Annotated in this window: 25 protein-coding genes; 14 read left to right on the top strand and 11 right to left on the bottom strand. The window is 57.5% G+C overall.

What is annotated here, in order from left to right; translation table 11 throughout:
- Positions 1 to 141 precede the first annotated feature (141 nt).
- The gene (locus ABVN19_RS10715; protein ID WP_105642451.1) at positions 142 to 1,065 is read right to left on the bottom strand and encodes a LysR family transcriptional regulator; all 924 of its coding nucleotides are present in this window, start codon (positions 1,063 to 1,065) and stop codon (positions 142 to 144) included.
- A gap of 219 nt (positions 1,066 to 1,284) precedes the next feature.
- Here ABVN19_RS10715 and ABVN19_RS10710 point away from each other — a divergent pair, with 219 nt between their 5' ends.
- From ABVN19_RS10710 to ABVN19_RS10690, 5 genes are all read left to right on the top strand, one after another.
- Complete coding sequence (locus ABVN19_RS10710; RefSeq protein ID WP_105642450.1) at positions 1,285 to 2,412, top strand: FAD-dependent oxidoreductase; 1,128 nt, start codon at positions 1,285 to 1,287, stop codon at positions 2,410 to 2,412.
- Positions 2,413 to 2,476: 64 nt separating this feature from the next.
- Complete coding sequence (locus ABVN19_RS10705; protein ID WP_105642449.1) at positions 2,477 to 2,866, top strand: Rieske 2Fe-2S domain-containing protein; 390 nt, start codon at positions 2,477 to 2,479, stop codon at positions 2,864 to 2,866.
- On the top strand, positions 2,848 to 3,771 hold the full coding sequence (locus tag ABVN19_RS10700; RefSeq protein WP_105642448.1) for a LysR family transcriptional regulator: 924 nt from the start codon (positions 2,848 to 2,850) through the stop codon (positions 3,769 to 3,771). The genes ABVN19_RS10705 and ABVN19_RS10700 overlap by 19 nt, the downstream gene beginning before the upstream one ends.
- A gap of 108 nt (positions 3,772 to 3,879) precedes the next feature.
- Positions 3,880 to 5,262 carry an amidohydrolase family protein gene (locus ABVN19_RS10695; RefSeq protein WP_105642447.1) on the top strand — a complete coding sequence of 461 codons (1,383 nt, stop codon included), beginning with the start codon at positions 3,880 to 3,882 and terminating at the stop codon, positions 5,260 to 5,262.
- Positions 5,255 to 5,692 (top strand): heme-binding protein, encoded by a 438-nt coding sequence (locus tag ABVN19_RS10690; RefSeq protein ID WP_105642446.1) that lies wholly within the window; start codon positions 5,255 to 5,257, stop codon positions 5,690 to 5,692. The genes ABVN19_RS10695 and ABVN19_RS10690 overlap by 8 nt, the downstream gene beginning before the upstream one ends.
- 53 nt (positions 5,693 to 5,745) lie before the next feature.
- Here the strand turns inward: ABVN19_RS10690 and ABVN19_RS10685 are convergent, their stop codons facing one another.
- Positions 5,746 to 6,660, bottom strand: coding sequence for a LysR substrate-binding domain-containing protein (locus tag ABVN19_RS10685; protein WP_256585918.1), 915 nt, complete (start codon positions 6,658 to 6,660; stop codon positions 5,746 to 5,748).
- 118 nt (positions 6,661 to 6,778) lie between these two features.
- Between ABVN19_RS10685 and ABVN19_RS10680 the strand changes: the two genes are divergently transcribed.
- The 4 genes from ABVN19_RS10680 to ABVN19_RS10665 all read left to right on the top strand — a co-directional run bounded on the left by ABVN19_RS10680 (position 6,779) and on the right by ABVN19_RS10665 (position 10,938).
- Positions 6,779 to 7,648, top strand: a complete 870-nt coding sequence (locus ABVN19_RS10680) for a transketolase (protein ID WP_105642445.1) — start codon at positions 6,779 to 6,781, stop codon at positions 7,646 to 7,648.
- Position 7,649: 1 nt separating this feature from the next.
- Positions 7,650 to 8,651: a transketolase C-terminal domain-containing protein gene (locus tag ABVN19_RS10675; protein ID WP_105642444.1), complete on the top strand. Its 1,002-nt coding sequence runs from the start codon at positions 7,650 to 7,652 to the stop codon at positions 8,649 to 8,651.
- A 12-nt stretch (positions 8,652 to 8,663) separates the two neighbouring features.
- On the top strand, positions 8,664 to 9,521 hold the full coding sequence (locus ABVN19_RS10670) for an NAD(P)-dependent oxidoreductase (RefSeq protein WP_105642443.1): 858 nt from the start codon (positions 8,664 to 8,666) through the stop codon (positions 9,519 to 9,521).
- Between the two features lie 70 nt (positions 9,522 to 9,591).
- A complete protein-coding gene (locus ABVN19_RS10665) occupies positions 9,592 to 10,938 on the top strand; it encodes an MFS transporter (protein WP_264652970.1) in 1,347 nt (448 codons plus the stop codon).
- A gap of 486 nt (positions 10,939 to 11,424) precedes the next feature.
- Here the strand turns inward: ABVN19_RS10665 and ABVN19_RS10660 are convergent, their stop codons facing one another.
- From ABVN19_RS10660 to srpA, 5 genes are all read right to left on the bottom strand, one after another.
- Positions 11,425 to 11,727, bottom strand: a complete 303-nt coding sequence (locus ABVN19_RS10660; RefSeq protein ID WP_105642441.1) for a LysR family transcriptional regulator — start codon at positions 11,725 to 11,727, stop codon at positions 11,425 to 11,427.
- On the bottom strand, positions 11,714 to 12,034 hold the full coding sequence (locus ABVN19_RS10655; protein ID WP_105642440.1) for an antibiotic biosynthesis monooxygenase: 321 nt from the start codon (positions 12,032 to 12,034) through the stop codon (positions 11,714 to 11,716). The genes ABVN19_RS10660 and ABVN19_RS10655 overlap by 14 nt, the downstream gene beginning before the upstream one ends.
- A gap of 112 nt (positions 12,035 to 12,146) precedes the next feature.
- Positions 12,147 to 13,559 carry a solvent efflux RND transporter outer membrane subunit SrpC gene (gene srpC / locus ABVN19_RS10650; protein ID WP_105642439.1) on the bottom strand — a complete coding sequence of 471 codons (1,413 nt, stop codon included), beginning with the start codon at positions 13,557 to 13,559 and terminating at the stop codon, positions 12,147 to 12,149.
- On the bottom strand, positions 13,549 to 16,698 hold the full coding sequence (gene srpB / locus ABVN19_RS10645; RefSeq protein WP_105642438.1) for a solvent efflux RND transporter permease subunit SrpB: 3,150 nt from the start codon (positions 16,696 to 16,698) through the stop codon (positions 13,549 to 13,551). Before srpB ends, srpC begins: the two co-directional genes overlap by 11 nt.
- A 13-nt stretch (positions 16,699 to 16,711) precedes the next feature.
- Complete coding sequence (srpA, locus tag ABVN19_RS10640) at positions 16,712 to 17,860, bottom strand: solvent efflux RND transporter periplasmic adaptor subunit SrpA (RefSeq protein WP_146117343.1); 1,149 nt, start codon at positions 17,858 to 17,860, stop codon at positions 16,712 to 16,714.
- Positions 17,861 to 18,086: 226 nt separating this feature from the next.
- On the opposite strand from srpA, the gene srpS reads away from it, so the two are divergent.
- The 3 genes from srpS to ABVN19_RS10625 all read left to right on the top strand — a co-directional run bounded on the left by srpS (position 18,087) and on the right by ABVN19_RS10625 (position 20,305).
- Positions 18,087 to 18,869, top strand: coding sequence for a solvent efflux transporter transcriptional repressor SrpS (gene srpS, locus ABVN19_RS10635; protein WP_105642437.1), 783 nt, complete (start codon positions 18,087 to 18,089; stop codon positions 18,867 to 18,869).
- Between the two features lies 1 nt (position 18,870).
- Positions 18,871 to 19,482 carry a TetR family transcriptional regulator gene (locus ABVN19_RS10630; RefSeq protein WP_105642436.1) on the top strand — a complete coding sequence of 204 codons (612 nt, stop codon included), beginning with the start codon at positions 18,871 to 18,873 and terminating at the stop codon, positions 19,480 to 19,482.
- Between the two features lie 607 nt (positions 19,483 to 20,089).
- The gene (locus ABVN19_RS10625) at positions 20,090 to 20,305 is read left to right on the top strand and encodes a DUF3079 domain-containing protein (RefSeq protein WP_028946103.1); all 216 of its coding nucleotides are present in this window, start codon (positions 20,090 to 20,092) and stop codon (positions 20,303 to 20,305) included.
- Positions 20,306 to 20,330: 25 nt separating this feature from the next.
- Here ABVN19_RS10625 and ABVN19_RS10620 read toward each other — a convergent pair whose 3' ends face one another.
- The 3 genes from ABVN19_RS10620 to ABVN19_RS10610 all read right to left on the bottom strand — a co-directional run bounded on the left by ABVN19_RS10620 (position 20,331) and on the right by ABVN19_RS10610 (position 21,854).
- Positions 20,331 to 20,579, bottom strand: a complete 249-nt coding sequence (locus ABVN19_RS10620; RefSeq protein ID WP_028946104.1) for a hypothetical protein — start codon at positions 20,577 to 20,579, stop codon at positions 20,331 to 20,333.
- A gap of 179 nt (positions 20,580 to 20,758) precedes the next feature.
- On the bottom strand, positions 20,759 to 21,280 hold the full coding sequence (gloA, locus tag ABVN19_RS10615) for a lactoylglutathione lyase (RefSeq protein ID WP_105642435.1): 522 nt from the start codon (positions 21,278 to 21,280) through the stop codon (positions 20,759 to 20,761).
- Positions 21,281 to 21,494: 214 nt separating this feature from the next.
- The gene (locus ABVN19_RS10610) at positions 21,495 to 21,854 is read right to left on the bottom strand and encodes a histone-like nucleoid-structuring protein, MvaT/MvaU family (RefSeq protein ID WP_028946106.1); all 360 of its coding nucleotides are present in this window, start codon (positions 21,852 to 21,854) and stop codon (positions 21,495 to 21,497) included.
- Between the two features lie 364 nt (positions 21,855 to 22,218).
- Between ABVN19_RS10610 and ABVN19_RS10605 the strand changes: the two genes are divergently transcribed.
- A complete protein-coding gene (locus ABVN19_RS10605; protein WP_105642434.1) occupies positions 22,219 to 23,508 on the top strand; it encodes an OprD family porin in 1,290 nt (429 codons plus the stop codon).
- 67 nt (positions 23,509 to 23,575) lie between these two features.
- The gene (gene cobF / locus ABVN19_RS10600) at positions 23,576 to 24,325 is read left to right on the top strand and encodes a precorrin-6A synthase (deacetylating) (RefSeq protein WP_028946108.1); all 750 of its coding nucleotides are present in this window, start codon (positions 23,576 to 23,578) and stop codon (positions 24,323 to 24,325) included.
- Here cobF and ABVN19_RS10595 read toward each other — a convergent pair.
- Positions 24,291 to 25,604 carry a glycosyltransferase gene (locus tag ABVN19_RS10595; RefSeq protein WP_105642433.1) on the bottom strand — a complete coding sequence of 438 codons (1,314 nt, stop codon included), beginning with the start codon at positions 25,602 to 25,604 and terminating at the stop codon, positions 24,291 to 24,293. The genes cobF and ABVN19_RS10595 overlap by 35 nt on opposite strands.
- Positions 25,605 to 25,707: the final 103 nt, after the last annotated feature.

The following is a 25,707-nucleotide window of genomic DNA, read 5'->3' as shown; positions in this document are numbered from 1 at the left end:
GGGCAGCTTGCGCAAGCTCGCATGGGGTGAGGGATTGAACAAATCGCTTGTTCGGATGCCAGCTATCGGATTACGCGATACCTGGCGTGGTGCGGTTACGGCAGCCATGGCCCAGCATGTACGCGGCAGGATGCCGAGGGCTCAAACGGTAATAGCGGACTCTGGGCGGTTGACCATATCCACCAGCTGTTCCCGCAGCCAGCGCAGCATGGGGTCACGATCCAGGCTGCGGTGCCAACTCATGTACTCCTGCATGGCGGGCAGCTCGACCGGCGGCGGCAGGATGCGCAGCGGCAGGTTGCGTGCATAAAGCCGTGCCAGGCGGCTGTGCATGGTGGCGATGCGCTGAGTGCCGATGACCAGTTGCGGCAAGGTGTTGAAGTCGTGGGTGATGACTTCAACGCGGCGTTTGCAGCCGTACTGGCTCATGAACCACTCCTCGATGCCGGGCGTGCGATTGCGCCCGAAGGCGACGCCGACATGCCCCAGTTCAAGGTAGCGCTCCAGCGTCAGGCGCTCGCCGATGCTGTGGTTTTCGGCGCACACCACGCACACGTGCTGTTCGTCGAACAAGAGCTGTGAGGGGTGTTCCTTAACGATGTAGTGCTCTGGCGCGATCATCAGGTCCACTTCGCCACGCATGAGCATTTCCGTGGCGGTCTGGCCGGGGCTGATGAGTTCGAAGGTGATGTTCGGGGCTTCGTGGTTGATCTCGCGGATCACCTCGGCGAACAGCACGCTGATCAGGTAGTCCGAGGCCATGATGCGGAAGTGTCGTTTACTCCCGCAGATGTCGTGCACCGGTTTGGCGGTGATAGAGGTCTGGATTTTCAGCAGTACGTCGCGAACCGGCAGTGCCAGTTCCTTCGCCAGCGGGGTGGGCATCATCTTGCGGCCCACCTGCACCAGCAGGTCATCTTCGAAGTAGGTCCGCAGGCGGCCGAGAACACCGCTGGTGGCCGATTGGGTCATGTGCAGGCGGGCGGCGGCACGGGTGATGTTCTGCTCTTCGAGCAGTACATCCAGCGCCACCAGGAGGTTCAGATCCAGGTGGTTGAAGCGCATCACGGGCATCTCTTGTTGTATTTATTTTCGCGATACCCTGCATCCCGACTAACGATTAGTCAAATTGTTCCTGCCTTCCTAGCCTGTGCTCCCAAGGGCCTCTCTGTTGTTGTGCTACCCAGCCGCGCTGGCGTGGTCCCGGTCAAAACACTGTTTATGCACGGGTCATCACGCTCGCGATCGCCCCTGCGCTCCCACAACAAGAACAAGGATTCATCCATGAGCAGCGATATCAGCAAGGTACTCGTAGTCGGCGGCGGGATTGGGGGCCTCTGCGCGGCCATCGCATTGCGCCGCCAGGGCGTCGCGGTGGACCTAGTGGAAATCAAGTCCGAGTGGACCGTCTATGGCGTCGGCATCATTCAGCAGAGCAACGTGGTGCGAGAGATGGCCCGCCTCGGCGTGCTCGACGGCTACCTCGAAGTGGCCTACGCCTTCGAGGACGTTGGCATCTACGATCTGCAGGGCAATGCCCTGGTACGCATCCCGGGTCAGCGCCTGGCTGGCCCGGAATATCCCGCCAACGTCGGTATCTCGCGCCTGTCTCTGCACCAGGTACTGAGCACCACTGCGATCGACCTTGGCACTCAGGTGCGCCTTGGCTTGTCGGTAGAATCCTTCCAACAGGATGCGACCGGCGTGGATGTGAGCTTCACCGATGGCAGCGCGGGTCGCTATGACTTGGTAGTGGGCGCCGACGGCGTGTATTCGAAGATTCGCAGCATGCTCTTCGGTGACACGTACAAGCCGCGTTTCACCGGGCAGGCGGTGTGGCGCTACAACTTTCCTCGACATCCTTCCATTGATCATCTGGCGAGCTATGTCGGCGCTGAGGGCAACGCCGGTCTGGTACCGCTCTCCGACGACCTGATGTACATGTTCTCCACCTCCCACGAGCCGGGTAACCCCCGCTATGAGCCGGCACAGTTGGCCGAACTGATGCGTGACCGCATCAGCAAGATCGCAGGCCTGGTGGGCGAGCTGCGTGAGCAGATCACCGACAGCAGCCAGGTGGTCTACAAACCTATGGAAGTGGTGTTCGTCAACGAACCCTGGTTCAAAGGTCGTGTTCTGCTGATTGGCGACGCGGCCCATGCAACCACCCCGCATCTGGGGCAGGGCGCCGGGATGGCCATCGAGGATGCGCTGGTGCTGAGCCTGGAACTGAGCGGCAGCGGTTCGGTGGAGGAGCGGCTTGAGCGTTTCATGACGCGCCGCTTTGAGCGCTGCAAGTACATCAGCGAAAACTCGATCATGGCCGGGGAGCGTGAGATGGCCCGCGACGCGACGTTCGATCGCATCGGTCTGACCAAAGCAATGCTCAAGTTGACCGCCGAACCGATCTGAAACCGCTGGCCGTGGCGGCTGTTCCGGTGTTTACGCGCTCACCCCCTGAGTTATCGAGGTCTCCGTGCCCCAGGATCTGACATTGCTTTGCCACGACGACCAGTTGGAGGAAGGCCTTGCCCGTGGATTCGACCCCTGGTGCCAGGGGCGTGACACCGTGCTTGCGTTGCGCTGGCGTGGCCAGGTGCGTGTCTATCGAAATCTGTGCCCGCACCTGGACGTGGCCATGCAGTATCGCAAGGACCGCTTTATGTCTGGCGATGGCCGGCACATCGTCTGCTTTGCTCATGGCGCGCTGTTTCAGCCCGACAACGGCTTCTGCGTGCTCGGCCCCTGCCAGGGCCAGTCACTGCAAGCACTAATGGTAAAGGTCGACGTTTCGGGAAACGTATGGCTGGAGGAGGGTGGTCCTCAGGCAAGCGATGAGGCTGTTGCATGCGCTTCCATGGACTAGACCTGAACCTGCTGGTGGTTCTGGACGCCTTGTTCGTCGAGCAGCATGTCACGCGCGCCGCGGTGCGCCTGCACCTGACCCAGTCAGCGGTCAGCGCGGCCCTGGGTCGCCTGCGGGAGCATTTCGACGATCCGCTGTTTGTCCTCGTGGGCGGCGCCATGCTGCCCACGGCGCTGATGCAGTCGCTGCACCCACGTATCGATCAGGTACTGGAAAGCGCGCGGGGCATTGCCTTCGCCAACGCAAACTTCGACCCGGGAGCGGCGCGCCGTATATTTCGCATCATTGCGTCGGATTATGTGATCGCGGTACTCATGCCGACATTGAGGCGACGCTTGGCCAGCCTCGCGCCCCAGGTCGACTTGCAACTTCTCACGCTGGTGCCGCTACGGGGTGCCGAGCCGGGCAGCCTGGTGGATGAGGCCCTGGAGCACCGGCACTGCGACCTGGTGATTTTGCCGCTTGCCCATGGCTCGGCGCGTCATCCGCAGCAACCGTTGTTCGAAGACAGCTTCAGCGTCATTGCTTGTAGAGATAACTGTGCCCTGGCGGACGGCCTCACGCTGGAGCACTACCTGGCAGCGCCACATGTCGTTCGCGAGACCGGCCCAGGCGCCCTGGGCAGCATGGAAGCGGAATTTATCGCCAGCCAGGGGCTGGCGCGGCGGGTGGCGGTGGCGGTAGACCAGTTCGGGTTGATACCGGAATTTATCGTTGGCGGCCCCTGCATATCGACCCTGCACAGTCGCCTGGCGCACCTCTACGCGCAGCGCTTTCCTCTGCGCCTGCTGCCACCACCGCTGGCCATTCCCGCCACTTTGCAGGTGATGCAATGGCACGCCTATCAGGACAGTGACCCGGCGCTGGTCTGGCTGCGCCAGTTGTTGATCGAGGTGGCGGGCTGACGACGGCGGCTATCAATTTCTGTCATGGTCGGCCAGCAGCAAACTTCATTTCCTCAGGCATCGGCTGGCCAATACCGTGTCGGCATGACAACAACAGGACAGACCGCCATGCCCAGACTCCACGTTCACTGCCAAACCCTCTTTACTGGCCTTGAGGACCAGGCCCGGCACGACCAGGTGCTGATCATCGAAAAGGGAGTGTTTACCCATGTCGGCCCTCGCCAAAGCGCCCCGCAGCCATTGCCTGGCGAAAGCGTGATCGACACTGGCGGACACTTCGTCATGCCCGGCCTGGTGGATGTCCACACCCATCTGGTGTTCGGCAATGCCAAGAGCGAGGAAGACATCGACCTGCACGTCTCGCCGGAATTTCGCGCCTTGCGCGGTCTGTTTTTCACCCAGCATGTACTGGCCGCCGGCTACACCTCGGTGGTGGTGCCGGGTGACGCCGGGCAGTGCAGCATTGCCGTACGCAACGCTATCAATGCCGGCATGTTCACCGGCCCACGCATCGCCGCCAGCAGCAATGTGATCGCCAACCGGCAGAGCCTGAACGACTGGTTCCCCAGTTGGGTCGGTACGCCTGAATATTTCTCCGGTCGTCTGTGCGCTACCCGCGACGAGCAGATCGCGGAAATCCGTCGCCAGGCCAAGGATGGCGTGGACCTGATCAAGATCGCCATGGACGGCCCGCATATGCGTTCCAACGGGGAACACATCGCCGCGTTCACCCAGGACGAGACCCGCGCCATGGTCGAGGAAATCCACCGCCTCGGGAAAAAGGTCGCCGTGCATGCCTATGGCCGCGAAGCGGTGCTGTATGCGGCGAAGGCGGGGGCGGACGTGATCTTCCACGGGTTTTTCCTCGACGACGCCTGCATCGAGGCGATGCTCGAATCGGGTAGTCACCTGGCACCGACGTTCACTATGCTCGCCAACAACGTCGAGTTTGCCGAGGATTACGAGCCTTCGACCCGCTGCGGTTACGCGGCCATGCAGCGCCGTGTGATCGAGGTGGGTTGTCGCAACTTGCGCCGCGCCCGGGAAGCCGGCGTGCCGTTCATGACCGGCAGTGACAGCGGTTTCGCCATCACCCCCTACGGTGAATGGCACGCCCGGGAAATCGAGATTTTTGTCGACTGGTTGGGTTTCAGCCCGGCCCAGGCGCTGCGCGCGGCAACCTCGGTTGCGGCGCGGATGATGCCCGTGTCACAGCAGGTGGGCGCCATCGAGGTGGGCCGTCGCGCCGACTTTATCCGCGTCGATGGCTCACCACTGGAGAACGTCTCGATTCTTCAGGAACGCGAGCGCATATGCGGCGTGTACCTTGGCGGGCAATGCGTGGAGCCCCAGGTACCGGGATACGATCCCTACAAGGTCAGTGACTTCAATACGGTGAAATGGGCCGAACTTCACACCCGGCAACGGGCCATGAAAATGGGCAAGCGCAGCGCACCTGCAGCTGAGCAGGAGGTAGGCCGGCATGAATAAGCTCACCCTGGAACTGGCGTCGCAGATGGTCGACACGGCGCTGGCAGAGGGCCGGCGGTTAGCCTTGCAGCCACTTTGTGTTGCGGTACTGGATGCCGGCGGTCACCTGCTGGCGCTTAAACGCGAAGAGCGCGCCAGCCTGCTGCGTCCGCAGATCGCCTCGGGCAAGGCCGCATCGGTGCTCGGCATGGGTTTTGGCGGCCGCGAACTTTCGCGTCGTGCGGCCGCGCTACCGGCCTTCTTCAATGCCTTGAGTGACCTGGCCGGCGGCAACATGATTCCGGTGCCCGGCGGGGTACTGGTACGTAACGGAGCAGGGGAGGTCATCGGTGCTATCGGTATCAGCGGTGACAGCTCCGACAACGACGAACGCTGTGCGATTGCCGGCGTGTTGGGGGCAAACTTGGTGCCTGACAGTGGGGGGCTTTGATAGCTCTCGAACGGGTAGCCGGTGGCAGACATCCACCATAGGGATGACTGGATTCAACTTTTTTGCGAGAGACCAAGCTCGTCTAACAACCATTTTTTAAAGGTTTCAACTGCTGGATGCCGTGTGCGTCGCTTGGGATAAACCAGATAGTGGCCGACATATTGGATGTCGTGCGTTGCTTCCCGCAGAGGGGCTACCAACGTGCCTGACCGTAGCTCGTTCTGCGCCAATAGCGTTGACTCCAGTACTACCCCCATCCCGTTCACTGCTGCGGCGATAGCCATATTGCTGCGGTCGAAGCGCAGTGCATAGTGCTGTGGAGCGACCAGGTGGTTGGCTTCAAACCAGCCCTTCCATTGAAGCATTTGAACATCGCATTGAATGAGACGGTGCTCATACAGGGCTTGAGCGCTGGTCAGTTGTTTAGCTACCTCGGGGCTACAAAGCGGTGTCAGATGCTCGACGGCGAGAGGCACTTTCTCGTTGAGAGTGGAGCGCGGCTCGCCGTACACCACATCCAGATCAAAATCATCGTTTTCAAACTGAGCGTAATCCGTACTGGCGGAGAACCTTAGATCCACGTCGGGGTGGTTCGCCACGAATCGTGCAAGCCTCGGCATCAACCATTGGATTCCAAAACTAGGCGCGGTATGCAGGCGCAGCGGGCGAGGCTCATCGCTTTTGATCAACGCTAAGCCTCGGTGCATTTCCTCAAGCCCGCGCTGAATGTACTCCATCAAGGCACGACCTTTCACTGTCAGGTTTACCTCTCTTGTTGTGCGCTCAAACAGTTGGATTTCAATGAGGTCCTCCAGCTTTTTGATCGAGTGGCTGACGGCACTTGCAGACAACCCAAGCTCCTTCGCAGCCTGAACAAAAGAGCCGCTCCTGCCGGCAGCTTCGAAGACCCGCAGCGAAGCAAGTGGAACCCTTCGAAGGTGGGCTATTAATGAAATTTCTTCATTCATGGGTGCAAAAGGATCCTTTGTGTGGTCTTTGGTTCCGATGATAGCTTCTGTTTGGGTTGGACTGATGAATTTATTCCACTAATCAGTCGCCGATTTCAACAAACAGGCAGGAACCATAATGACAATAATTCCTCAAGATGCCGAAGCGGCTTCCACGCTTCAGCGCGTCGCACATCACGCATGGCGAATCCGCCGCTTTGCGCTGCGTATGGGCGAAGTCCAAGGTCAGGGATATGTTGGCCAAGCGTTAGGATGGGCCGATGTGCTCGCCGTCGCTTACTGCCATGCAATGAAGATTCGTCCGTCCGACCCACATTGGGAAAACCGCGACCGATTCTTGCTCTCTCATGGCCATTACGCAATTGCCCTTTATGCCGCATTGCTCGAAGCCGAAATCATTCCCGAAAGTGAGTTGGAAACCTACGGCTCGGACGACAGCCGACTTCCCATGTCTGGCATGGCTACCTATACCCCAGGCATGGAAATGTCTGGTGGCTCCTTGGGCCAGGGTTTGCCTATTGGCGTCGGCATGGCGTTGGGACTGCGCCTGAAAAACAATCCGGCCTGGGTCTTCAACTCAATGTCCGATGGCGAGTTGGATGAAGGTTCGACATGGGAAGCGGCGCTGTCGGCCTCTCACCACAAACTCAGCAACCTTATTGCGTTGGTGGATCTCAACAAGCAGCAGGCGGACGGTAACTCTCACGAGATTCTCGAGTTCGAGCCTCTGGTCGACAAGTGGGAAGCTTTTGGTTGGAGCGTCCAGCGCGTCGATGGCAATGACCTGACTTCGGTCATCACGGCTTTCGAAAATGCCATGTCGCTGAAGGAGGAGAAGCCACGCGTTATCCTGTTCGATACCCTCATGGGTAAAGGTGTCGATTTCCTCGAAACCCGCGAGAAGAACCACTTCATCCGTGTTGACCAAGACGAGTGGCAAGCCGCGGTTAAGGTTCTTGACGCTAACTATGAGAAGGGGAGCTTCTAAAATGGGCGCCGACACTAACAACAAACCACGTCTGACCACCTCTGCCATGATCGCCTCGATTGCCAGCGAGGGGCAACGTACCGAAGCAGCGCCCTTCGGGCACGCACTGGTCGCCGCTGCGCAACAGGACTCCCGTATCGTTGGTATGACGGCTGACCTGTCCAAGTACACCGATCTGCATATTTTTGCTCGGGAATTCCCAGAACGTCACTTCCAGATGGGTATGGCTGAGCAGTTGCTGATGGCTGCAGCTGGTGGCATGGCGAAGGAAGGTCTCGTTCCTTTCGCGACCACTTACGCTGTATTCGCAACACGTCGGGCTTACGACTTTATTCACCAGGTGATCGCAGAAGAAAACCTGAACGTGAAGATTTGCGCTGCACTGCCCGGCCTGACCACCGGCTACGGGCCAAGCCACCAAGCGACAGATGATCTTGCCCTGATGCGCGCCGTTCCAGGCCTCACTGTGATTGATCCTTGCGATGCTTTGGATACGGCCCAGGCCGTGTCGGCAATTGCAGCCTACAACGGGCCGGTTTATATGCGCTTGTTACGGGGTAAGGTTCCTCTGGTACTCGATCAGTATGACTATCGCTTTGAGCTCGGGAAAGCAAAGCTGCTCAGAGACGGTAAGGACGTTCTGATTATTTCTAGCGGCATCATGACTATGCGCGCTTTGGAAGTTGCTGAGCTTCTGGGAGACGGCAGCGCGGACGTTGCGGTGCTTCATGTACCGACAATCAAACCGTTGGACGAGGCGACGATCATTGAAGAATGTCGTCGCAGTGGCAGGCTTGTAATCGTGGCCGAGAACCACAGCACTGTGGGTGGATTGGGTGAGGCGGTTGCCCTCGCATTGTTGAAAGCGCGAGTTCACCCAGAATTCCGGCAGATTGCTCTGCCAGATGCTTTCCTGGATGCCGGTGCGCTGCCCACCTTGCATGATCGCTACGGTATTTCTACAGAAACCATGGCCGTGAACATTCGCGCCTGGCTTAGCTGAGGAGTGCAAACAATGAAAGTCGCATTTATCGGTTTGGGTGCCATTGGCTTGCCGATGGCTAGTCAAATCAACAAAGCTGGGCATGACGTGGTCGGTGTCGAACTGAGTGATGCCGGGCGCGTGGCTGCTCAGGCGCAAGGTATCGAGGCTTCGGGTGATTGGCGGGTTGCGGTCGATGTTGATGTGGTTGTGGTCATGGTTGCCACCCCATCGCAGTTGGCAGCACTGGTAGAACATTTTGATGAGTTCAAGCGTGGGCAACACTGGGTGATCATGAGCACCGTGGGCCCTGCTGCTGTGCGAGAGCAAGCAGAGAAGTTGGCAGTGAAGGGCGCAGTGGTAGTGGATGCACCAGTTACGGGTGGTGTTGCCCGTGCGCAAACAGGCAGCTTACTCATCTTTGCGTCTGGTTCGGAGTCGGCGGTTGCTTATGTTCAACCCGTCCTGAGTGCTATGGGGCAGGTGAAATCTGCTGGTGTGAACATTGGTGATGGGCAGGCGATTAAAGTTGTGAACCAGCACCTTTGCTCTGTGCACCTGGTCGCAGCTGCCGAAGCGCTCAGTCTTGCGCGCTCGCTTCACCTTGATCCAGCCCATGTGCTGGAACTGGTTCAGCACGGAGCTGGTGGTTCGTGGATGTTGTCAGATCGTGGCCCTCGCATGCTTGAGGGTACTGATACTCATGTTACCAGCATGGTGGACATCTTCGTTAAAGATAGCGGTTTGGTCGCCGAGGCGGCAAAAGCATGCAGTGCCCAAGTCCCTCTTCTCGATATCGCTCATGCCCGTTTTTTTGCAGCCGCTGATACGGGCCTGGGGCGGCGAGATGATAGCCGAGTGATAGAAACCTGGGAGCATCCAACGGCCTGAAGGAAACGAGTAACCAATGGCAGCCTGTGGGCTGCCTACTTACAAAAACAATAAATATTCGGAGTCTGCCATGGGCAATACTCATACGGCGTCAACTCAGCCTAAAGATAAAGCTGGCAAGGTTTCCTTTGCCTCGATGATCGGATCGGCGGTCGAAAGTTATGACTTCTTCATCTACGGAACTGCTGCAGCTGGTTGGTTCGGCCAGGTTTTCTTCCATACAACCGAGCCTATCGTAGGCATTCTTGCCGCGTTCGCGACGATGGCTGTCGGTTTCTTTATGCGCCCTCTTGGCGGCTATCTGGCCGGTCACTACGGAGACCGTGTAGGCCGCAAGACTGTTCTCCTCTGGTCGCTGCTGGCGATGGGCGGAGCAACGGTGCTCATCGGTGCGTTGCCAACTTATGACCAAGTCGGCGTAATTGCCCCCTTACTTCTGATCCTTCTACGGATGATTCAGGGTATTGGGTTTGGTGCCGAATGGGGTGGGGCCGTCCTCATGGCATGTGAACATGCCCCGGCACGCCGTCGAGGGTTCTTCGGTGCGGTACCGCAGATCGGCATCCCGTTGGGGCTGTTGATGGCCAACGGAGCTTTCCTTGCGTCCGGAGCCCTGTTTGAGGGCGACTGGGTCTGGCGTGCTCCTTTCCTGGTCTCCGTAGTAATGGTCGCCGTAGGGATGTACATCCGTATTGGCGTAAGTGAGTCACCTGAATTCGAAAAGGCCAAGGCCGAAAACACCTTAGTGAAGCAACCCGCATTGCAGGTAATTCGTGAAGACTGGCGCAAAGTGCTGCAAATCGCCGGTGCTCGACTCGCGGAAACCGGTGGCTATTATATCGCTACGAGCTTCATGCTTTCTTACGTCCTCCTGGCGAACGTTGCTCCGAAAGAAAATGTTCTGTGGGGCACGATGATCGGCTCTGCGTTGGGATTGGTAAGCCATCTGCTATACGGGGCGTGGAGTGACCGCATCGGTCGCAAACCTGTATTTCTTCTCGGCTCGATCTTCACAATCGCATTTGGCATACCGATGTTTATGATGATCAACAGTGGTGTAGTCGTCATGATTGTTGCTGCGGTGGCGATCGCGCTAATCCTCAGCCACGACCCGATCTTCGCAGTCGAGGCGAGCTGGTTCACCGAGCAGTTCCCTCCCGAAGTGCGTTCCTCCGGCATCTCGTTGGGTTATAACTGCGCATCTCTCATCGCGGGCACGCTGCCTTTCGTCGCTACCGCATTATTCTCGCTGGTCGGTTGGATTGGTCCTGCGCTTCTTTTCAGCCTGTTGGGCGTTATTTCAACAATCTGCGCACTCAAGATGCGTGAAACGGCTCCAGTGATAGTGGAGGCATCGGGTGGGGCGGCTAAGGTGAGCAAAGGCACTGTACACTTGACGAGAGCGGTGCGCCACTAATTGACATGGCCGGCCAGCGGAAGGCCGGCAGGCACTCAAGAGGGGCTGGAGATCATCGACGACAAAGTCGTTGGTATTCTCGTAAGCCTTTTTCGCCTACAGGTACCAGGCAGTTTGAGCGCTGAATGACTTTCCCGGAAATCCGTGAAGAACCTTTTAAAAGGGCTAGCAGTCAATTTGATTTCGCGGGTTGTATTTCGGCCACTACTATAGTTCTCAATGAGGCGAGGCGCGGCACCCCTGCTTGTACCAACCGCGTCGCCCTTCATTGCCCTTTGGTTTGCCGCTTGCCCGCAGGCGGTTTTTTTACGAAATGTTAATTAGCTATTGCGCTTTCGGCTGTCGTGTAGATTCCTAATCTTGCCCCCTGGCGTGGTGATTATAAAATAACATCCCTTTGCTATGGCCGTCAGCCCATAGTTTTTTGTGCCTTCCGTTTTCTAAGGCTGTTCAATCCGGTTGAAAGGAAGGTTATGTAAATTTTTCTTAGGGAGACGAACGAGCGTTTTCTCCATCGAGAATAGTAAGCGCCTCCTGCAATGAGCGGAAAGCGGGTGCGAGCGTTTTAGCGAGCTGATCAGCACGCTCTGTTGGAAGCCAAGCACGCTTACCCTGAAAGAGTTCGTCACCAAACCGTTTGCGAAGCTTAGATAGGGTGTTGCTAATTGCTGGCTGTTTAATCCCTAAACGTTCCGCTGCTCGTGTGACCCCTCCCTCTTGATGCACCACTAGAAAAGTGATCAGGCTGTGGAGGTCTGCTTTCAGCAAGATTTCTTCACTGTTCTGCATGCTGGCCTCGCATTCCGCTTGTCATAAAGAAGGATCTAAACGACATGCTTCGGCAGTTGGATGCTAAGCAGTCAGTCAACGCCGCGAAACTCGAACTTGAAAAATGATCTACCATACCTTGTTTATCAGCCCAGAAACCACTGATTATTATCGAGCTGAAATCTTTATTTAGTGCGATGATCGAATAGCTCATGCACCCTGGAGCAGTTCTAAGTATATTGACAAACTCGTCGCTGGCTAAAAGAACATTATCGGCAGGGCGCTTATCGAAGTGAACCTCTAATGCGCTGATTGAAATCAACTCCATTACTTATACTCCTGATTCAGAATTGGCGATGGCTGGTCACTTTAGTTCAAGAAATGTCCGCGCAGTGTCTTGAGCGATAGGGCAGCGCTACTGCAAGCCGCTACCCAGAGTCTCAGTTTTGGCTCACGTTCCAGCCGCCCCCAAGGGCTTTATAAAGCTGGACTTCGCTGTTGATCTGATCGAGCTGATCATTCAACAGCTTCTGTTGTGATGCGAACAGTTCACGCTGAGCATCTAAAACAGTCAAATAGCTATCAATGCCTTGGTCATATCGCTGCTGGGCTAGGCCGAAATAGGATTTATAGTTATCAACTAACTCGCTTTGAGCGCTAAGCTGCTTGCCATAAGTCCCCCTCGCTGCGAGTCCATCGACCACCTCTCGAAAAGCCGTTTGGATACTCTTTTCGTAAGTCGCAACGCCTACATCTTTCTGAATTTCAGCGTAATCGATATTGGCTCGCAGCTTTCCTGCGTTGAAGATCGGCACACTGATTTGTGGAGCAAAGCTCCAGCTGTCGGATCCGCCGTTGAACAATCCGTCCAGATCGCTGCTGGCTGAGCCCACTGATGCTGTCAGGCTAAGGCGGGGAAAGAATGCCGCACGAGCGGCGCCGATATTGGCATTCGCGGCCAACAGTTGATGCTCAGCGGCACGAATGTCCGGTCTGTTAAGCAGCAGATCCGCTGGTAGCCCAGCTGGAACTTTGCTTATGGCGCTTATGGCCAGTGGTGAGCTGTTTGGCAAATCCGTTGGAATCTTGCCACCTAGTAACAATTGCAGTGCGTTCACATCCTGCGCTATACGCCGGGTGTACAAAGCCTGCTGGGCCTGGGCTTGGTTAACCAAAGTCCTGGCCTGTCGAACGTCGAGCTCGGACGAAGTGCCTGCGGCTGCACTGGACTCGATCATTGCCAAGCTCTCAACGTAGCTGGTCAGGGTCGCATCGGTCAGATCCAAAAGTGCTTGGTCTGTTCGCCACAGAAAATAAGTGGTTGCCACATCGCTTATGAGGGCGATCTGAACGCTGCGTTGCGCCTCCTCAGTAGCCAGATACTTCTCAAGAGCTTGAATCGACAAGCTTCGGATACGGTCAAACAGGTCCAGCTCGTAGGCAGTCACCAAGCCGACTTGATACTGGCTGTCGATCCGCGAATCCCCGGTGGGCGACAGGCCGTCGGGTAAACGGGTTCGATTTCCAGATATTTCGCCATCAACTGTGGGAAACCGCTCCGCTCGCTGGATGCGGTAAAGCGCTCTGTAAGATTCAACATTTTTGGCAGCTATTCGAAGATCCCTGTTGTTCTCTAGCGCCACATCTAAAAGGCGGATCAGCGCTGGATCTTTGAAGAACTCTTTTGCCTGGGGAAGAACCGTCGCGATACCGCGCTGGTCTCCCTGCCCGTTGTAAGCCTGACCCGTTGGCCATTGCGCCTGCACTGGGGTGACTGGCTGCTGGTAGTCGGGGATCAAACTACATCCGCTGAGCATCAGCAATGCAAACACGGGGAGCGACTTAAACTTCATGAGTCACCTCCTTGACCGTTTTTGGCTTTCGTTTCATGAGTCCCTCGAACAACTTGACAACTACGACGTAGAACAGCGGAACAAAGAAAACGGCCAGTACGGTTGCTGTGATCATGCCTCCGACCACACCCGTAGCAATGGAATGCTGGCTACCAGCCCCTGCGCCGGATGCAATGGCCATCGGCAGCACACCGAAGGTGAATGCCAGCGAGGTCATCAGAATCGGACGCAAACGCAGCTTGGCGGCCTCAATCGCAGCTTTGACGATCGGATAGCCTTCCTTCTCATAGAGCTCTTTTGCGAATTCCACGATCAAGATGGCGTTTTTAGCCGACAGACCAACAGTCGTCATCAAGCCCACCTGGAAGTACACATCCGCTGTCAGGTCGCGCCACAGCGTTGCCAGCACTGCACCCAATATGCCCAGAGGAACAACCATGATCACCGAGACCGGTACCGACCAGCTTTCATACAGTGCGGCCAGGCACAGGAACACGATCAGCACAGTCAATGCGTAAAGCAAAGGTGCCTGGTCCCCAGTTTGGATCTCTTCATAAGACAGACCGGTGTAGCTCAGGCCGATGCCGGCGGGCAGCTGTTGCATGATTTCAGCGATAGCAATCATTGCGTCACCAGTGCTATATCCGGGGGCTGGCTCGCCGAGGATATTCAAGGAAGAGATGCCACCGTAGCGCTCCAGCTTCGGTGAACCGTTCACCCACTCACCGGTTGCAAATGCCGAAAACGGAACCATCTGACCAAGGCTGTTGCGCACGTACCATTTATCGAAGTCCTCCGGAGAGATTCGCGAAATGTCTTCGCCCTGAACGTACACCCTCTTAACCCGACCGCGGTCAATGAAATCGTTGACGTACATCGAGCCCCAGGCCGCCGACATCGTCTCGTTGATAGACGCGATGCTTACCTGAAGCGCACGGGCTTTCTCGTCGTCAATGTTTACTTGGAACTGCGGCTCGTCGTCCTTACCATTTGGACGCACCGCTTGGAGCTTGTGGTTTTCACTTGCCAGTTGAAGGAACTGGTTGCGGGCCGCCATCAATTCTTCGTGTCCAAGGCCGAGGTTGTCCTGAAGGTACAAGTTGAAGCCCATCGCGTTCCCCATTTCCAGGATGGCAGGAGGTACGAACGCCATGACGCTGGCATCTTTGATTTTGGCAAAATGCTGATTAGCACGTTGTGCGATGCTGAATACATCTTGCCCAGCGCCGTGACGCTCCTTCCAATCCTTGAAAGTGATCAGCACCAGCCCCGAGTTCTGACCACGACCAGCGAAGTTGAAACCATTCACCGTCATGAAGTGCTCAACCAACGCCCCTTCATCATTGGTCAGGTAATCTCGCACCTCTTGAAGCACTCCCTCGGTGCGTTCCGCGGAAGCGTTTGCCGGCGTGCGGACTTCGATCATCATCAAACCCTGATCCTCGTTGGGCAAAAATGCCTTCGGGATCTGGGTGAACAGATAGCCGGTTCCCCCGGTGATGAGCAAGAACGCAAGCAGGTATCTACCGCGACCCTTCAGCATTGCGCCGACGCCTCGTTCGAATCGCAGCGTGCCTCGGTCGAAAGTGCGGTTAAACCAACCGAAGAAGCCCTTTTTCTGGTGGTGGGAATCGCCTTCCGGAGCTTTGAGAATGGTCACGCAAAGTGCTGGGGTGAACACAAGAGCGACAAGGATCGACAGTACCATGCAGACCGCGATGGTGATCGCGAACTGTTGATAGATGATGCCAGCGGATCCTCCAAAGAAAGCCATCGGCACGAATACAGCCGACAACACCATGCCGATACCCACTAGGGCCCCGGAAATCTGGTCCATCGACTTACGGGTGGCCTCAAGGGGCGACAAGCCCTCGTCGTGCATAAGCCGCTCGACGTTCTCGACCACGACGATCGCATCGTCAACCAGCAAGCCGATAGCGAGCACCATGGCGTACATGGTGAGCACGTTGATATTGAGGCCGAAGTACGGCAGAAGGGCGAATGTGGCGAGCAGCACAACAGGTACTGCCAAGGTGGGGATCAGCGTGGCCCGGAAGCTCTGCAGGAACAGATACATGACCAGGAAGACCAGTACCACTGCCTCGAGGATAGTGTGTACCACCGACTCGATCGAGGCATCAACGACAGGTGTTGTATCGTAGGGGTAAATAACCTCCACGCCGTCTGGCAGATAGGCCTTTTGCTGCTCCATCAGCTTCTTGACCGCTTCTGCGGTCTCCAGCAGGTTGCCTCCGGTGGACAAACGCAGCGCCAGACTTGCGGTTGGCGAGTCCTTGTATTGTGCAGAAATGGCGAAGCTGTCAGCCCCCAGTTCCGCCCGCCCGACATCCTTCACTCGTACCTGTGAGCCGTCCGCGTTCACCTTGACCAGAATCTCATCGAACTGGCTCGGTGTCGTCATACGCGTTTTGCCAAGAACGGTCGCATTCAGCTGGACGCCTGAGCGAGTCGGTAACCCCCCCAACTGGCCCGAGGACACTTGGACGTTCTGCTCACGGATGGCATTGGCGACGTCAGTGGGCGTCAGCTGAAAGCTGTTGAGCTTGCCAGGATCCAACCAGATACGCATTGCGTAAGGCGAACCAAACAGCTGGAAATCTCCGACACCAGGGATGCGCGAAATCGGATCCTGAAGTTGTGAGGCAATAAGGTTGCCGAGGTCGAAGTTATCGAGCTTGCCCGAACGATCCACCAAGCTCATGATCAGGAAGAAGTTCATCTGGTACTTCACTACGCGAAGACCCTGACGCTGAACTTCCTCCGGCAAACGAGGCGTCGCCAGCTGCAGCTTGTTTTGCACCTGAACTTGAGCGATATCCGGATCGGTTCCCTGTTCGAAGGTCACGATGATGGTCATGCTGCCGTCAGAGGCGCTCTCAGCCGACATATATCGGAAACCATCCAGACCACTAAGCTGCTGCTCAATCACTTGGACCACTGTGTCCTGAACGGTTTGTGCAGAAGCACCTGGGTAGCTGACCTGGATCGACACGGCAGGGGCTGCGATGTTCGGATATTGACTGATCGGCATCTTGGCCAGCGACAGCGCGCCGGCAAGCATGGCCGCGATAGCGAGAACCCAGGCGAAAATCGGCCTGTCGATGAAAAAACGAGACATGAATCGTGCCCCCTCAGTTAGCCGAGGCTTCAGTGATAGCGGCGAAGCCGTCTACCAAATTGACATTCTCGGCCTCTAGCGCATTGACAGCGATGCCGCTGCGGACACGTTGAACACCCTCTGTCACGATTCGCTCTCCCTCGGTCACGCCTTTGCTGATCAGCCAGGCGTTGCCCACGGTTCGGAGTGTCTGAACCTCACGAGACTCGACGGTGTTGTCGGCCTTAACTACCCAGACGCTTGGCACACCTCGGGTGTCTCGGTTGATGGCTTGTTGCGGTATCAAGATCGCGGCCTTCTGCACACCCTCTTTCAGCAGCGCATGAACAAACATGCCTGGCAGTAGTTTGCGTTCAGGATTTGGAAATTCAGCGCGAAGGGTCACAGAACCTGTTGTTGGATCAACGCTGACCTCTGAAAACTTCAGAGTCCCCTGCAATGGATAAGCGCTTCCGTCATCCAGCGTCAGGCTGACCTCAGCCTGTTTCTCGCCGGTCTTTTGAAGACGCCCTGACTCCAACGCCTTTTGCAGGCCAAGAAGCTTTGTGATCGGCTGAGTGACGTCGACATAAATGGGGTCCAGCTGAGTCACCGTGGCGAGCGACTGGTCTTGACCGTTGGTGACGAGCGCACCCTCGGTGACCGCTGAGCGGCCGATACGACCTGAGATTGGCGAAAGCACCTGGGTGTACTGAACGTCGATGCGAGCGACCTGGTAATCAGCTTCGGCCTGTTTCCATGCGGCAAGCGCATCGTCGTATTGCTGCTTGCTCACAGCCTTGGATTTCAACAGCGTTTCATAGCGTCGCGCTAAGTTTTTTGCAGTGGTTCGATTCGCTTCGGCGCGACGCAGCTGCGCCTCATAGGTACGCGGGTCAATTTGATAAAGCTGCTGCCCCAGCTTGACCTCAGTTCCCTCAACAAACGACCGTTTTTGAAGGATTCCAGACACTTGTGGGCGCACCTCCGCCACCCGGAAGGCCGAGGTTCGGCCAGGCAGGTCAGTTGTCAGGGTCAGAGCCTGTGCACGCACTGTGTACACGCCCACATCAGGAGGCGGTGTAGCTGAGCTGACCTGTTTTTTTTCCCCACATCCGGTCACCAGCATCAGCGCTGTCAAAGTAATTACGTGTATTGCACGCAAAGATCGTATCTGTCTCACCTGTTGGCTCCATCTCTGCGCCCCGATGTCGGGGCTTGTAATTGCTGAATCGCATTGTGGGCAAGTGTACCATTATGCGATACGATGCATGCAAGCGGGCATTAACGACAATCGGTCGAACTAAGGCGAAGTGGGCGTTCGGGACGTGTGACTGGCAAGGCGAGGCAGGGAGCTCTAAAGTGGCGGCCATATAGAGATGCTGCAGCGGTGCACGCTGAGGAGAGATATGAACCAATCAGATGAAATCGGTGGCAAGGCAGGAGGCATTCAAGTCATTGCCAGAGCTGCATCGATCATGCGAGCCCTTGGCAGCCATCCGAATGGCTTGAGCTTGGCGGCTATTGCGCAGGTGGTTGGGCTGCCGCGCTCGACCGTTCAGAGAATCATTAACGCTCTGGAAGAAGAGTTTCTGGTTGAGGCACTAGGGCCTAGCGGAGGCTTCCGCCTTGGGCCGGCGCTTGGCCAGCTCATCAACCAGGCGCAATCAGACATTCTTTCTTTGGTGAAACCCTACTTACGTTCCTTGGCGGAGGAGCTTGAAGAGTCGGTCTGCCTGGCTTCTCTAGCCGGCGATAAAATCTACGTGCTGGATCGCATCGTGTCAGAACGAGAGTTGCGGGTGGTATTTCCGATTGGCATCAATGTGCCTGCCGCTGCGACCGCCGCAGGAAAAGTGCTATTGGCAGCGTTGCCTGAAGAATCGCTGTCAGCAGCACTCGGCGATCAACTTCCATCATTTACCCCCAACACGCTCGGGCGACAGGAGCTTATCAAGCAGTTGAGTGAAGTCAGGGCAAGTGGTGTGGCAAGCGATCTGGATGAACACATTGAAGGCGTTTGCTCATTCGCAACGTTATTGGATACCTACCTTGGTTATTATTCCCTCGCAGTCGTGATGCCGAGTTCCAGAGCGAATAAGCAGTCCGACACGATCAAAAAAGCTCTGCTGCTGAGCAAGCAGAACATAGAACGCGCTATCGGTCGCGCGTCAAAGAAAGCCCCTAGGTAAGATGGCCAGAAAGACGGCAGCCGAAGCAGAGGAGACACGACAGCGCATCATTGACGCGGCTGTCGAGGTGTTCGCTGCCCAGGGAGTTCCAGCCGCTACGCTTGACCAAATAGCTCGAAGGGCAGGCGTCACTCGTGGCGCTGTCTACTGGCATTTTAACGGGAAGCAAGAGGTACTTCAGGCAGTGCTGTCATCTCGGCAGCATCCACTTGAACTGGAGTTCTCCGCAGAGGAAGGGATCGAGCTCTCCTGGGAAGCAGTGGTTACTGCCATGCTCGATGCTGTTTATAGCCCCCAGTCAAAGCAGTTCTCGGAAATTTTGATTTATCAGGGCGTGGACGGGTCGGGTCTGATCCATAGTCGCATGGTGCAAGCGAGTAACCGATTCCTGCAGTACATTCATCAGGTGCTTCGGCACGCGATTGCTCAAGGTGAATTGCCATCAACTCTGGACCTCCACACTTCGATAGCCGTCTTTAAGGGGCTGATCACCGGACTGCTCTATGAAGGACTACGAAGCCAGGACCAAACGCCTCAAGTCATCAAGGCCGCGTTGAGATCATTCTTGGCGTTACTAAAGGAGCCTCCTCGCCACTTAGTGTACGAGGGGTGAATCGCCCCCGGTTTCATTAGACCACTACAGGGGGCATTTTGGGGGCAAACCACAGGCTAAAAGATTGTCCTAGGCGGGATCCGGCGCAGAAGCAATGTGGAACTGAAAAACTTTGATCATTATTAATCTAATGATTTTATCGCGATTGGTTATAGCGAATGAATCACCCCTGGTTTCGTAGACACCTCCGAGCCAGTTCTGGACTGCCCCCGGAAAGATAGACATCCCCGGCCACTTGTGCATACGGCTAAAGCCTAGACATCAGGTGTGGGGTTCTGTTTGTCAGTCCTCAACCAGATGGCTTGCCTACCGCACTGAATGAGTCCAGAATTAAGGCTATCCCTATTTCAGGGATAGCTGAAAACCCTTTTATTTCAACGGCTCGGAGACCAGATGCGAGTCTCGTTTCCCGCTCCATATCTGGTGCTGCAGGTTTGCTTCAAGCTTGCGGCACCCCAAAAAAAGGACCTTCGGGTCCTTTTTTTGTGCCTGATCATCCGGCGCTATCCGCTACCTTCCCGGGCTTCAGCGAGTCTGGCTGACCTGCATCAAGGAAAGCTGCCGGTAACGCGGTATGTTGGTCTCATCCAACAATCGGCCGCTTGCCATGACCAAGCCCTTTCCAATCAATCCCAGGCATCCCGAGCGCATCTGCTGGGGCTGCGACCGCTATTGTGCAGCCAGCGCGCTGGCGTGTGGCAACGGTGCCGATCGCACCATGCATCCTGCCGAAATGCTCGGCGACGACTGGTACCTGCATGGCGAATGGGGCATCGAGCCGCCAAGCGCTGAAGACCCGGCAGCCGATGGCCGCCCCGGGTAGTTCGGGCGGCCAGGCAGGCATTCAGTCAGAACAGGTGCTGACGGTTGTCCAGTTGCTGGTCGACCAGCCATTTGCCATGGGCCAGTGAGGCATGCTGGGCGTTCTCAAGATCGGCGAGGAAGGCCATCTTCAGCGGCAGCGGCAGGCGCCGGCTGGTGTGGCCCTCGGGATCGGTGATCAGGCAGCCGGCGGCAAAGGGGGTGGGAATGCCGTCGTGGGTTTCGACGCTGGCGGTGATGGTATGGTTGCGATGCACGCATTGAAGGGTTTTCATCGTCCTGACCTCGCTTGCAGTGGTATCGAATGTATCCTCGCTCAGGGTAAGCAGGCTGGGCTGCTCTTTCGGGTATACCACAGCAAGGGCGTGCAGGCGCCTGGGGGCGACGAACGTCATCCTCCGCGAAACAGAAACAGAAACGGCCGGGATAACCGGCCGTTTTTTGTGCAGCGTACTTAGAACTCGGTAGGCTGGATGATCTCGACCCAGTAGTCGTCCGGGTCCTTGATGAAGGCCAGGTGCTTCATGCGGCCGTCGCTCAGGCGCTTCTGGAAGGTCACGCCCAGTTGCTCGAATCGCTCGCAGGCAGCACGGATGTCCTGGACCGAAATGCAGATATGGCCAAAGCCGCGTGGGTCGGTGTTGCCGTTGTGATAGGCAAAGTCCGGATCGTTCTCGCTGCCGTGGTTGTGGGTCAGTTCGAGGATGCCGGGGATCGACTTCATCCACTCGGTACGCTTGGCGGCATCGGCAGGAATCTGTGCCTTGTCGACCAGGGCCAGAAAGTACAGGCTGAATTCGGCTTCGGGGAAGTCGCGTTTTTCCACCAGGCTGAAGCCCAGCACGCGGGTGTAGAAGTCCAGGGACTTGGCAACGTCCTTGACCCGCAGCATGGTGTGGTTGAAGACGAAGTTCTGGGTCGCGGCATCCGGTTGCGCGGTCACACCCGGGAGGGTGTCGAGATGGTTCAGGCTCATGGGCACTCCGCATAAGAAGCTGGCAGCGTGGCCAGCAAAAAACAGTCAGGGCGACATGATACGGAACTGATGCGATAGCGCAAACGGTTTGCGCCCCGCCGGGAGGGGCGAGGCGCAAGAATTAGAAGCCCGCCGAGGCGGGCGTATGGGGCGCTAGTCCGTTAGCAGCCTCCATCCTGATAGAGTCGATGTGAAAAAAGTGTGAAGGGTAACCTCACGAACGCAACCAGCTGTCGACCGTCTTGGCGCCGTACTGTTCTTTCCAGGCTTTGAGGCCGCGGTGGTTGCCACCCTTGGTTTCGATCAGCTCGCCGGTATGGGGGTTTTCATACACTTTGACCACCCGTGCGCGGCGCGTCTTGGGCGCAGTAGCGGGGCCTTTGGCCGTGGCTTTGGGGTCGAGGATGGAAATGATATCGCGCAGGCTCTTGTCGTAGGTTTTCATCAGGTCGACTAGTTTGCGCTCGAACTCGATTTCGCGCTTGAGGCCGGCGTCCTTCTTCAGCGCCTCCAGTTGCGCCATCTGTTCTTGAAGCGCTTTTTCGGCAGCACGAAACTCTGCAAGTCTGGACACTGTCATCACTCCTTTATGTCTGAAGTGGCCCGGCATGCGTGTACACGTGGAGTAATCTGAATTACGCAGCCGCCACCGGGTTGGGCACAACATCACACTAATAAAGAGTGTAGTAGTCTCAAAGCAGCGGGTAAACAATTAACGTTTAATTGCGCTTTTATGGAACTTTCTTATTTGCGCGCGCGTTACCGCGAACAAACTAAGCAGCAGGCTGGGTTGTGCCCTAGACGATGGTCCAATGGCCCGTTCCAGAGCGGCTGCGAGATGATAAGCGGTCAGCCTTGACCTTCGTTGGCGCTGGCCGCATTACCGGCATCTGGATGGCTGCCGGTTGTTTTTGTCACTCTTTCGGATTGTGCTTCTCATGTTTGCCCCACCCCCTCTCGCGCCCGGGCGCAGGCTCACTGGCCTGCTCGCGATGTTGGCGGCCACTTCGACTCAGGCTGCCGGTTTTCTTGAAGACAGCAGTGCCACACTCGAAGCGCGCAATGTCTATTTCAATCGCGACTTTCGCGATGGCCATGTCAGTTCCAGCCAGGGCGCTTCAAAGCGCGAAGAATGGGCACAGGGTTTTATCCTCAATGTGCAGTCCGGTTATACCCAAGGTCCCGTGGGCGTGGGTATCGATGCCCTGGGTATGGTGGGTGTCAAACTCGACTCCAGCCCGGCCGACAGCAATAGCGGATTACTGCCCTCCAGCGGGCGCGACCCGCGTCATTCGGTTGATCAATATGCCAAGTTGGGTGTGGCCGGCAAGCTGCGTTATTCAAAAACCGTCCTCAAGTACGGCTCGATGTTGCCCGACCTGCCGCTGCTCAAATACAACGATGGCCGTTTGCTTCCGACGATGTTCCAAGGCGCGATGCTGACGTCCGAAGAGGTCAACAACCTCAAGTTCCATGCGGCTCGCCTGGACAAATACACCGCACGTGATTCCACCGATCGCCAGGACATTCGCGTGCATTGCAAGAACAAGCGTCATGCCTGCGATATCACGGCTGATCATTTCGACATGGCCGGCGTCGATTACAGGTTCAACGACCGCCTCAGCGCCCAGTACCAGGTGGCCAAGCTTGAGAACATCTACCGCCAGCACTTCTTCGGTGTGGTGGCGAGCCAGCCGCTGGACGTCGGTAGCCTGTCGGCGGACCTGCGCCTGATCAAGAGTGACGACATCGGCAATGCGCGGGCGGGCGACATCGATCACCGCGCCTTCAGCGGCATGCTCGGCTACAGCCTGGGCGGTCACAAGGTCAGCGCTGGCTGGCAGCGCATGTATGGCGACAACGCCATGCCGTACCTGGATGGCAGCAACCCGTACCTGGTCAACTACGCACAGGTCAACGACTTTGCCGCTGCCCAGGAGCGCTCCTGGCAGTTGCGCTACGACTATGACTTCAAGGCCCTGGGCGTACCCGGCCTGACCTTCTTTACCCGTTACATCAACGGTGACCACATCAAGGTGCCGGGCAGCCTGGACGAGGGCAAGGAGTGGGAACGCGATACCGAGTTCAAATACCAGGTACAGAGCGGCACCTTCAAGGATGTCAGCGTGCGCCTGCGTAACTCGACGTTCCGCAGCAACTACGAGAAGTACGCGCGCGACATGGATGAGACTCGTGTAATCGTCAGCTACAACTTCTCGATCTGGTAAACCGCACATTGCTACAGGTGTTCGCCCGGCCGACAATGTCGGTCGGACGAACAATGGGCTGAGTGCAATGAAACAGCTGTTATTGATCGGAATCGGGCCGGGCAATCCGCGCCAGATTACTGTAGAAGCCATCGATGCCCTGAACCGTGCTCAGGTGTTTTTCGTCCTCGACAAGGGCGCGGTCAAGGACGAACTGCTGCAACTGCGCAAAAACATCCTCGAGCACTACATCCGCCAGCCAGGGTTTCGAGTGGTACAGGTCGACGACCCGCGGCGGGCGGAGGCCGCCAGCGACTATGTCGGTGCGGTGCATGACTGGCACCAGCAGCGTGCGGCGCTTTACGCCCGCCTGCTTGAAACCGAACTTGCCGAAGGGGAGTGCGGGGCATTTCTGCTCTGGGGTGAGCCGACACTGTACGACAGCACGTTGCGCATTCTTGACCTGGTCCAGGCCCGGGGGGTGGCATTCGAGCTTGAGGTGATCCCCGGCATCAGTAGCGTCCAGGCCCTGGCTGCGCGCCATCGTATCCCGCTGAACCGCATCGGCGAGCCATTGACCGTGTTGCCGGGCCGACGCCTGCCTGAACAAGCGCAGATCGACAACCTGGTGGTGATGCTCGATGGGGGCTGCGCATTTGCCGACCTGGATGATCCGGCGCTGCACATTTACTGGGGAGCCTACCTGGGCAGTGCCGACGAAATCCTCATCAGTGGCCCCTTGCAGCAGGTCAAGGCACTGATTCTTGAGCAGCGCGCCCAGGCGCGGGCGCGCAAAGGCTGGATCATGGACACTTACCTGCTGCGTCGGCCTCTGTAGCCAGGCGGTTCTTGGCTTCGATCCACTGGCCCATGTACTGGGTGCTCTTGTGCTGGTGATGGCGCAGCATGGCCCCGGTGAAGTTGAACAGACGGTGCTGGTCCAGATCGCCGAGTGCGTACTCGATGCGCTCCACCAGGGCAGTGGCGTGCTGGCGGCGGTCATAGCGCGCAGCGATCAACTGCAGGCCCTGTTGCTGGGCCTGCAGCCAGCGCGACTCGTCGCTGTAGAGCTGCGCTGCGGCCTCGGCCAGGCCTTCGGCAGTGCTAGCCACCGCACCTGGCCAAGGCAGGGCGCCGTGCATGGCTTCGGCACCTATTGGCGTGGTGACGCTGGGGGTGCCGCACAGCATGGCATCGGTCAGCTTGCCCTTGATACCGGCTCCGAAGCGTAGCGGCGCCAGGCAGATACGCGCGTTGCTCATCACCTCCAGGGCGTCTTCGGCCCAGTTCATGATGTGGAACCCTTCGGCCGGTTTGTGCAGCGCTGTCGCTTTGGGCGGTGTGTAGGCACCATAGATGTGCAATTGGGCCTGGGGCACGCGGCGGCGGATCATTGGCCAGAGGCTGTTCTTCATCCACAGCACCGCGTCCCAGTTGGGTGCATGGCGGAAATTGCCGATGCTGAGGAAGTTGGCGCGCCCGGCGTAGGGCTTGCACGGCTCACCGGGAATGTCGACCATCAGCGGGCACCAGTGCAGCAGGTGTTCAGGTACACCGAAGCCGTTGATCAGCAGGTCGATTTCGACGTCTGAAATCATCAGGCTCAGGTCGCTGCGGTAAATGGCTGCCAATTCGCGCAGGGTGACGTCGGCCGAGGCCATCTGCCGATACAGCTCGGGGCCGGGCGTAGCGAACAGGGCGCGAAAGTCATTCGGGTCCAGGCCTTCGATCAAGCGCCGGCGCAGCAGTTGCTGGCGGGCATCGCGCAGGCTTTGCAGGTCGGAGGTTTCCAGTACGCGCAGGGCATTGGGGCAGTGTTTCTCCACGCGCCAGCCAAACTGCTCCTCCATCATGAAGCGGTCGAACAGTACGACATCCGGCGCCAGTTCGCTGACGAAGCGATCGAAGCTGCTGTCGTTGAGGGCGATTGCCTGCTCGGCGATGCCAAGGCTTGCGAGGTTCGCCTTGTGCTCGCCCACGGTCGCCGGGCTGCTGAACGTGACGTGGTAGCCACGCTGCACAAAGCTTTCAAGGATCTGCATCATGTGCCCGCCGGCGGCCGAAGAGCGGGGTTCGGGCCAGACGTAGCCGATGACCAGGACATTGAGGGTGGGCATGAGTGCTGAGGGCCTTGGCAAAAAACGCGTATTAAACCAGATCCCAGGTAAGAGCGGGCTTGCTCCGCGATGCGATGTCACTGAGCGACCGCGGTCGCGGGGC

It is taken from the genome of Pseudomonas vranovensis (assembly GCF_040438935.1).
Classification (GTDB): domain Bacteria; phylum Pseudomonadota; class Gammaproteobacteria; order Pseudomonadales; family Pseudomonadaceae; genus Aquipseudomonas; species Aquipseudomonas vranovensis.
The sequence above is the reverse complement of the archived record's forward strand: the minus strand, read 5'-3'. Positions and strand labels throughout refer to the sequence as shown.

Bases quoted from the DNA above. Each gene is read 5' to 3' on its own strand.
- ABVN19_RS10675 (WP_105642444.1), top strand. From the start codon at position 7,650: ATGGGCGCCGACACTAACAACAAACCACGTCTGACCACCTCTGCCATG.
- ABVN19_RS10630 (WP_105642436.1), top strand. From the start codon at position 18,871: ATGGCCAGAAAGACGGCAGCCGAAGCAGAGGAGACACGACAGCGCATC.
- ABVN19_RS10595 (WP_105642433.1), bottom strand. From the start codon at position 25,604: ATGCCCACCCTCAATGTCCTGGTCATCGGCTACGTCTGGCCCGAACCC.
- ABVN19_RS10700 (WP_105642448.1), top strand. From the start codon at position 2,848: ATGCGCTTCCATGGACTAGACCTGAACCTGCTGGTGGTTCTGGACGCC.
- ABVN19_RS10690 (WP_105642446.1), top strand. From the start codon at position 5,255: ATGAATAAGCTCACCCTGGAACTGGCGTCGCAGATGGTCGACACGGCG.
- srpC (WP_105642439.1), bottom strand. From the start codon at position 13,559: ATGAAGTTTAAGTCGCTCCCCGTGTTTGCATTGCTGATGCTCAGCGGA.
- gloA (WP_105642435.1), bottom strand. From the start codon at position 21,280: ATGAGCCTGAACCATCTCGACACCCTCCCGGGTGTGACCGCGCAACCG.
- ABVN19_RS10655 (WP_105642440.1), bottom strand. From the start codon at position 12,034: ATGGAGTTGATTTCAATCAGCGCATTAGAGGTTCACTTCGATAAGCGC.
- ABVN19_RS10605 (WP_105642434.1), top strand. From the start codon at position 22,219: ATGTTTGCCCCACCCCCTCTCGCGCCCGGGCGCAGGCTCACTGGCCTG.
- ABVN19_RS10625 (WP_028946103.1), top strand. From the start codon at position 20,090: ATGACCAAGCCCTTTCCAATCAATCCCAGGCATCCCGAGCGCATCTGC.
- ABVN19_RS10670 (WP_105642443.1), top strand. From the start codon at position 8,664: ATGAAAGTCGCATTTATCGGTTTGGGTGCCATTGGCTTGCCGATGGCT.
- ABVN19_RS10715 (WP_105642451.1), bottom strand. From the start codon at position 1,065: ATGCGCTTCAACCACCTGGATCTGAACCTCCTGGTGGCGCTGGATGTA.
- ABVN19_RS10660 (WP_105642441.1), bottom strand. From the start codon at position 11,727: ATGCAGAACAGTGAAGAAATCTTGCTGAAAGCAGACCTCCACAGCCTG.
- srpB (WP_105642438.1), bottom strand. From the start codon at position 16,698: ATGTCTCGTTTTTTCATCGACAGGCCGATTTTCGCCTGGGTTCTCGCT.
- ABVN19_RS10665 (WP_264652970.1), top strand. From the start codon at position 9,592: ATGGGCAATACTCATACGGCGTCAACTCAGCCTAAAGATAAAGCTGGC.
- cobF (WP_028946108.1), top strand. From the start codon at position 23,576: ATGAAACAGCTGTTATTGATCGGAATCGGGCCGGGCAATCCGCGCCAG.
- ABVN19_RS10710 (WP_105642450.1), top strand. From the start codon at position 1,285: ATGAGCAGCGATATCAGCAAGGTACTCGTAGTCGGCGGCGGGATTGGG.
- ABVN19_RS10620 (WP_028946104.1), bottom strand. From the start codon at position 20,579: ATGAAAACCCTTCAATGCGTGCATCGCAACCATACCATCACCGCCAGC.
- ABVN19_RS10695 (WP_105642447.1), top strand. From the start codon at position 3,880: ATGCCCAGACTCCACGTTCACTGCCAAACCCTCTTTACTGGCCTTGAG.
- ABVN19_RS10680 (WP_105642445.1), top strand. From the start codon at position 6,779: ATGACAATAATTCCTCAAGATGCCGAAGCGGCTTCCACGCTTCAGCGC.
- ABVN19_RS10685 (WP_256585918.1), bottom strand. From the start codon at position 6,660: ATGAATGAAGAAATTTCATTAATAGCCCACCTTCGAAGGGTTCCACTT.
- srpS (WP_105642437.1), top strand. From the start codon at position 18,087: ATGAACCAATCAGATGAAATCGGTGGCAAGGCAGGAGGCATTCAAGTC.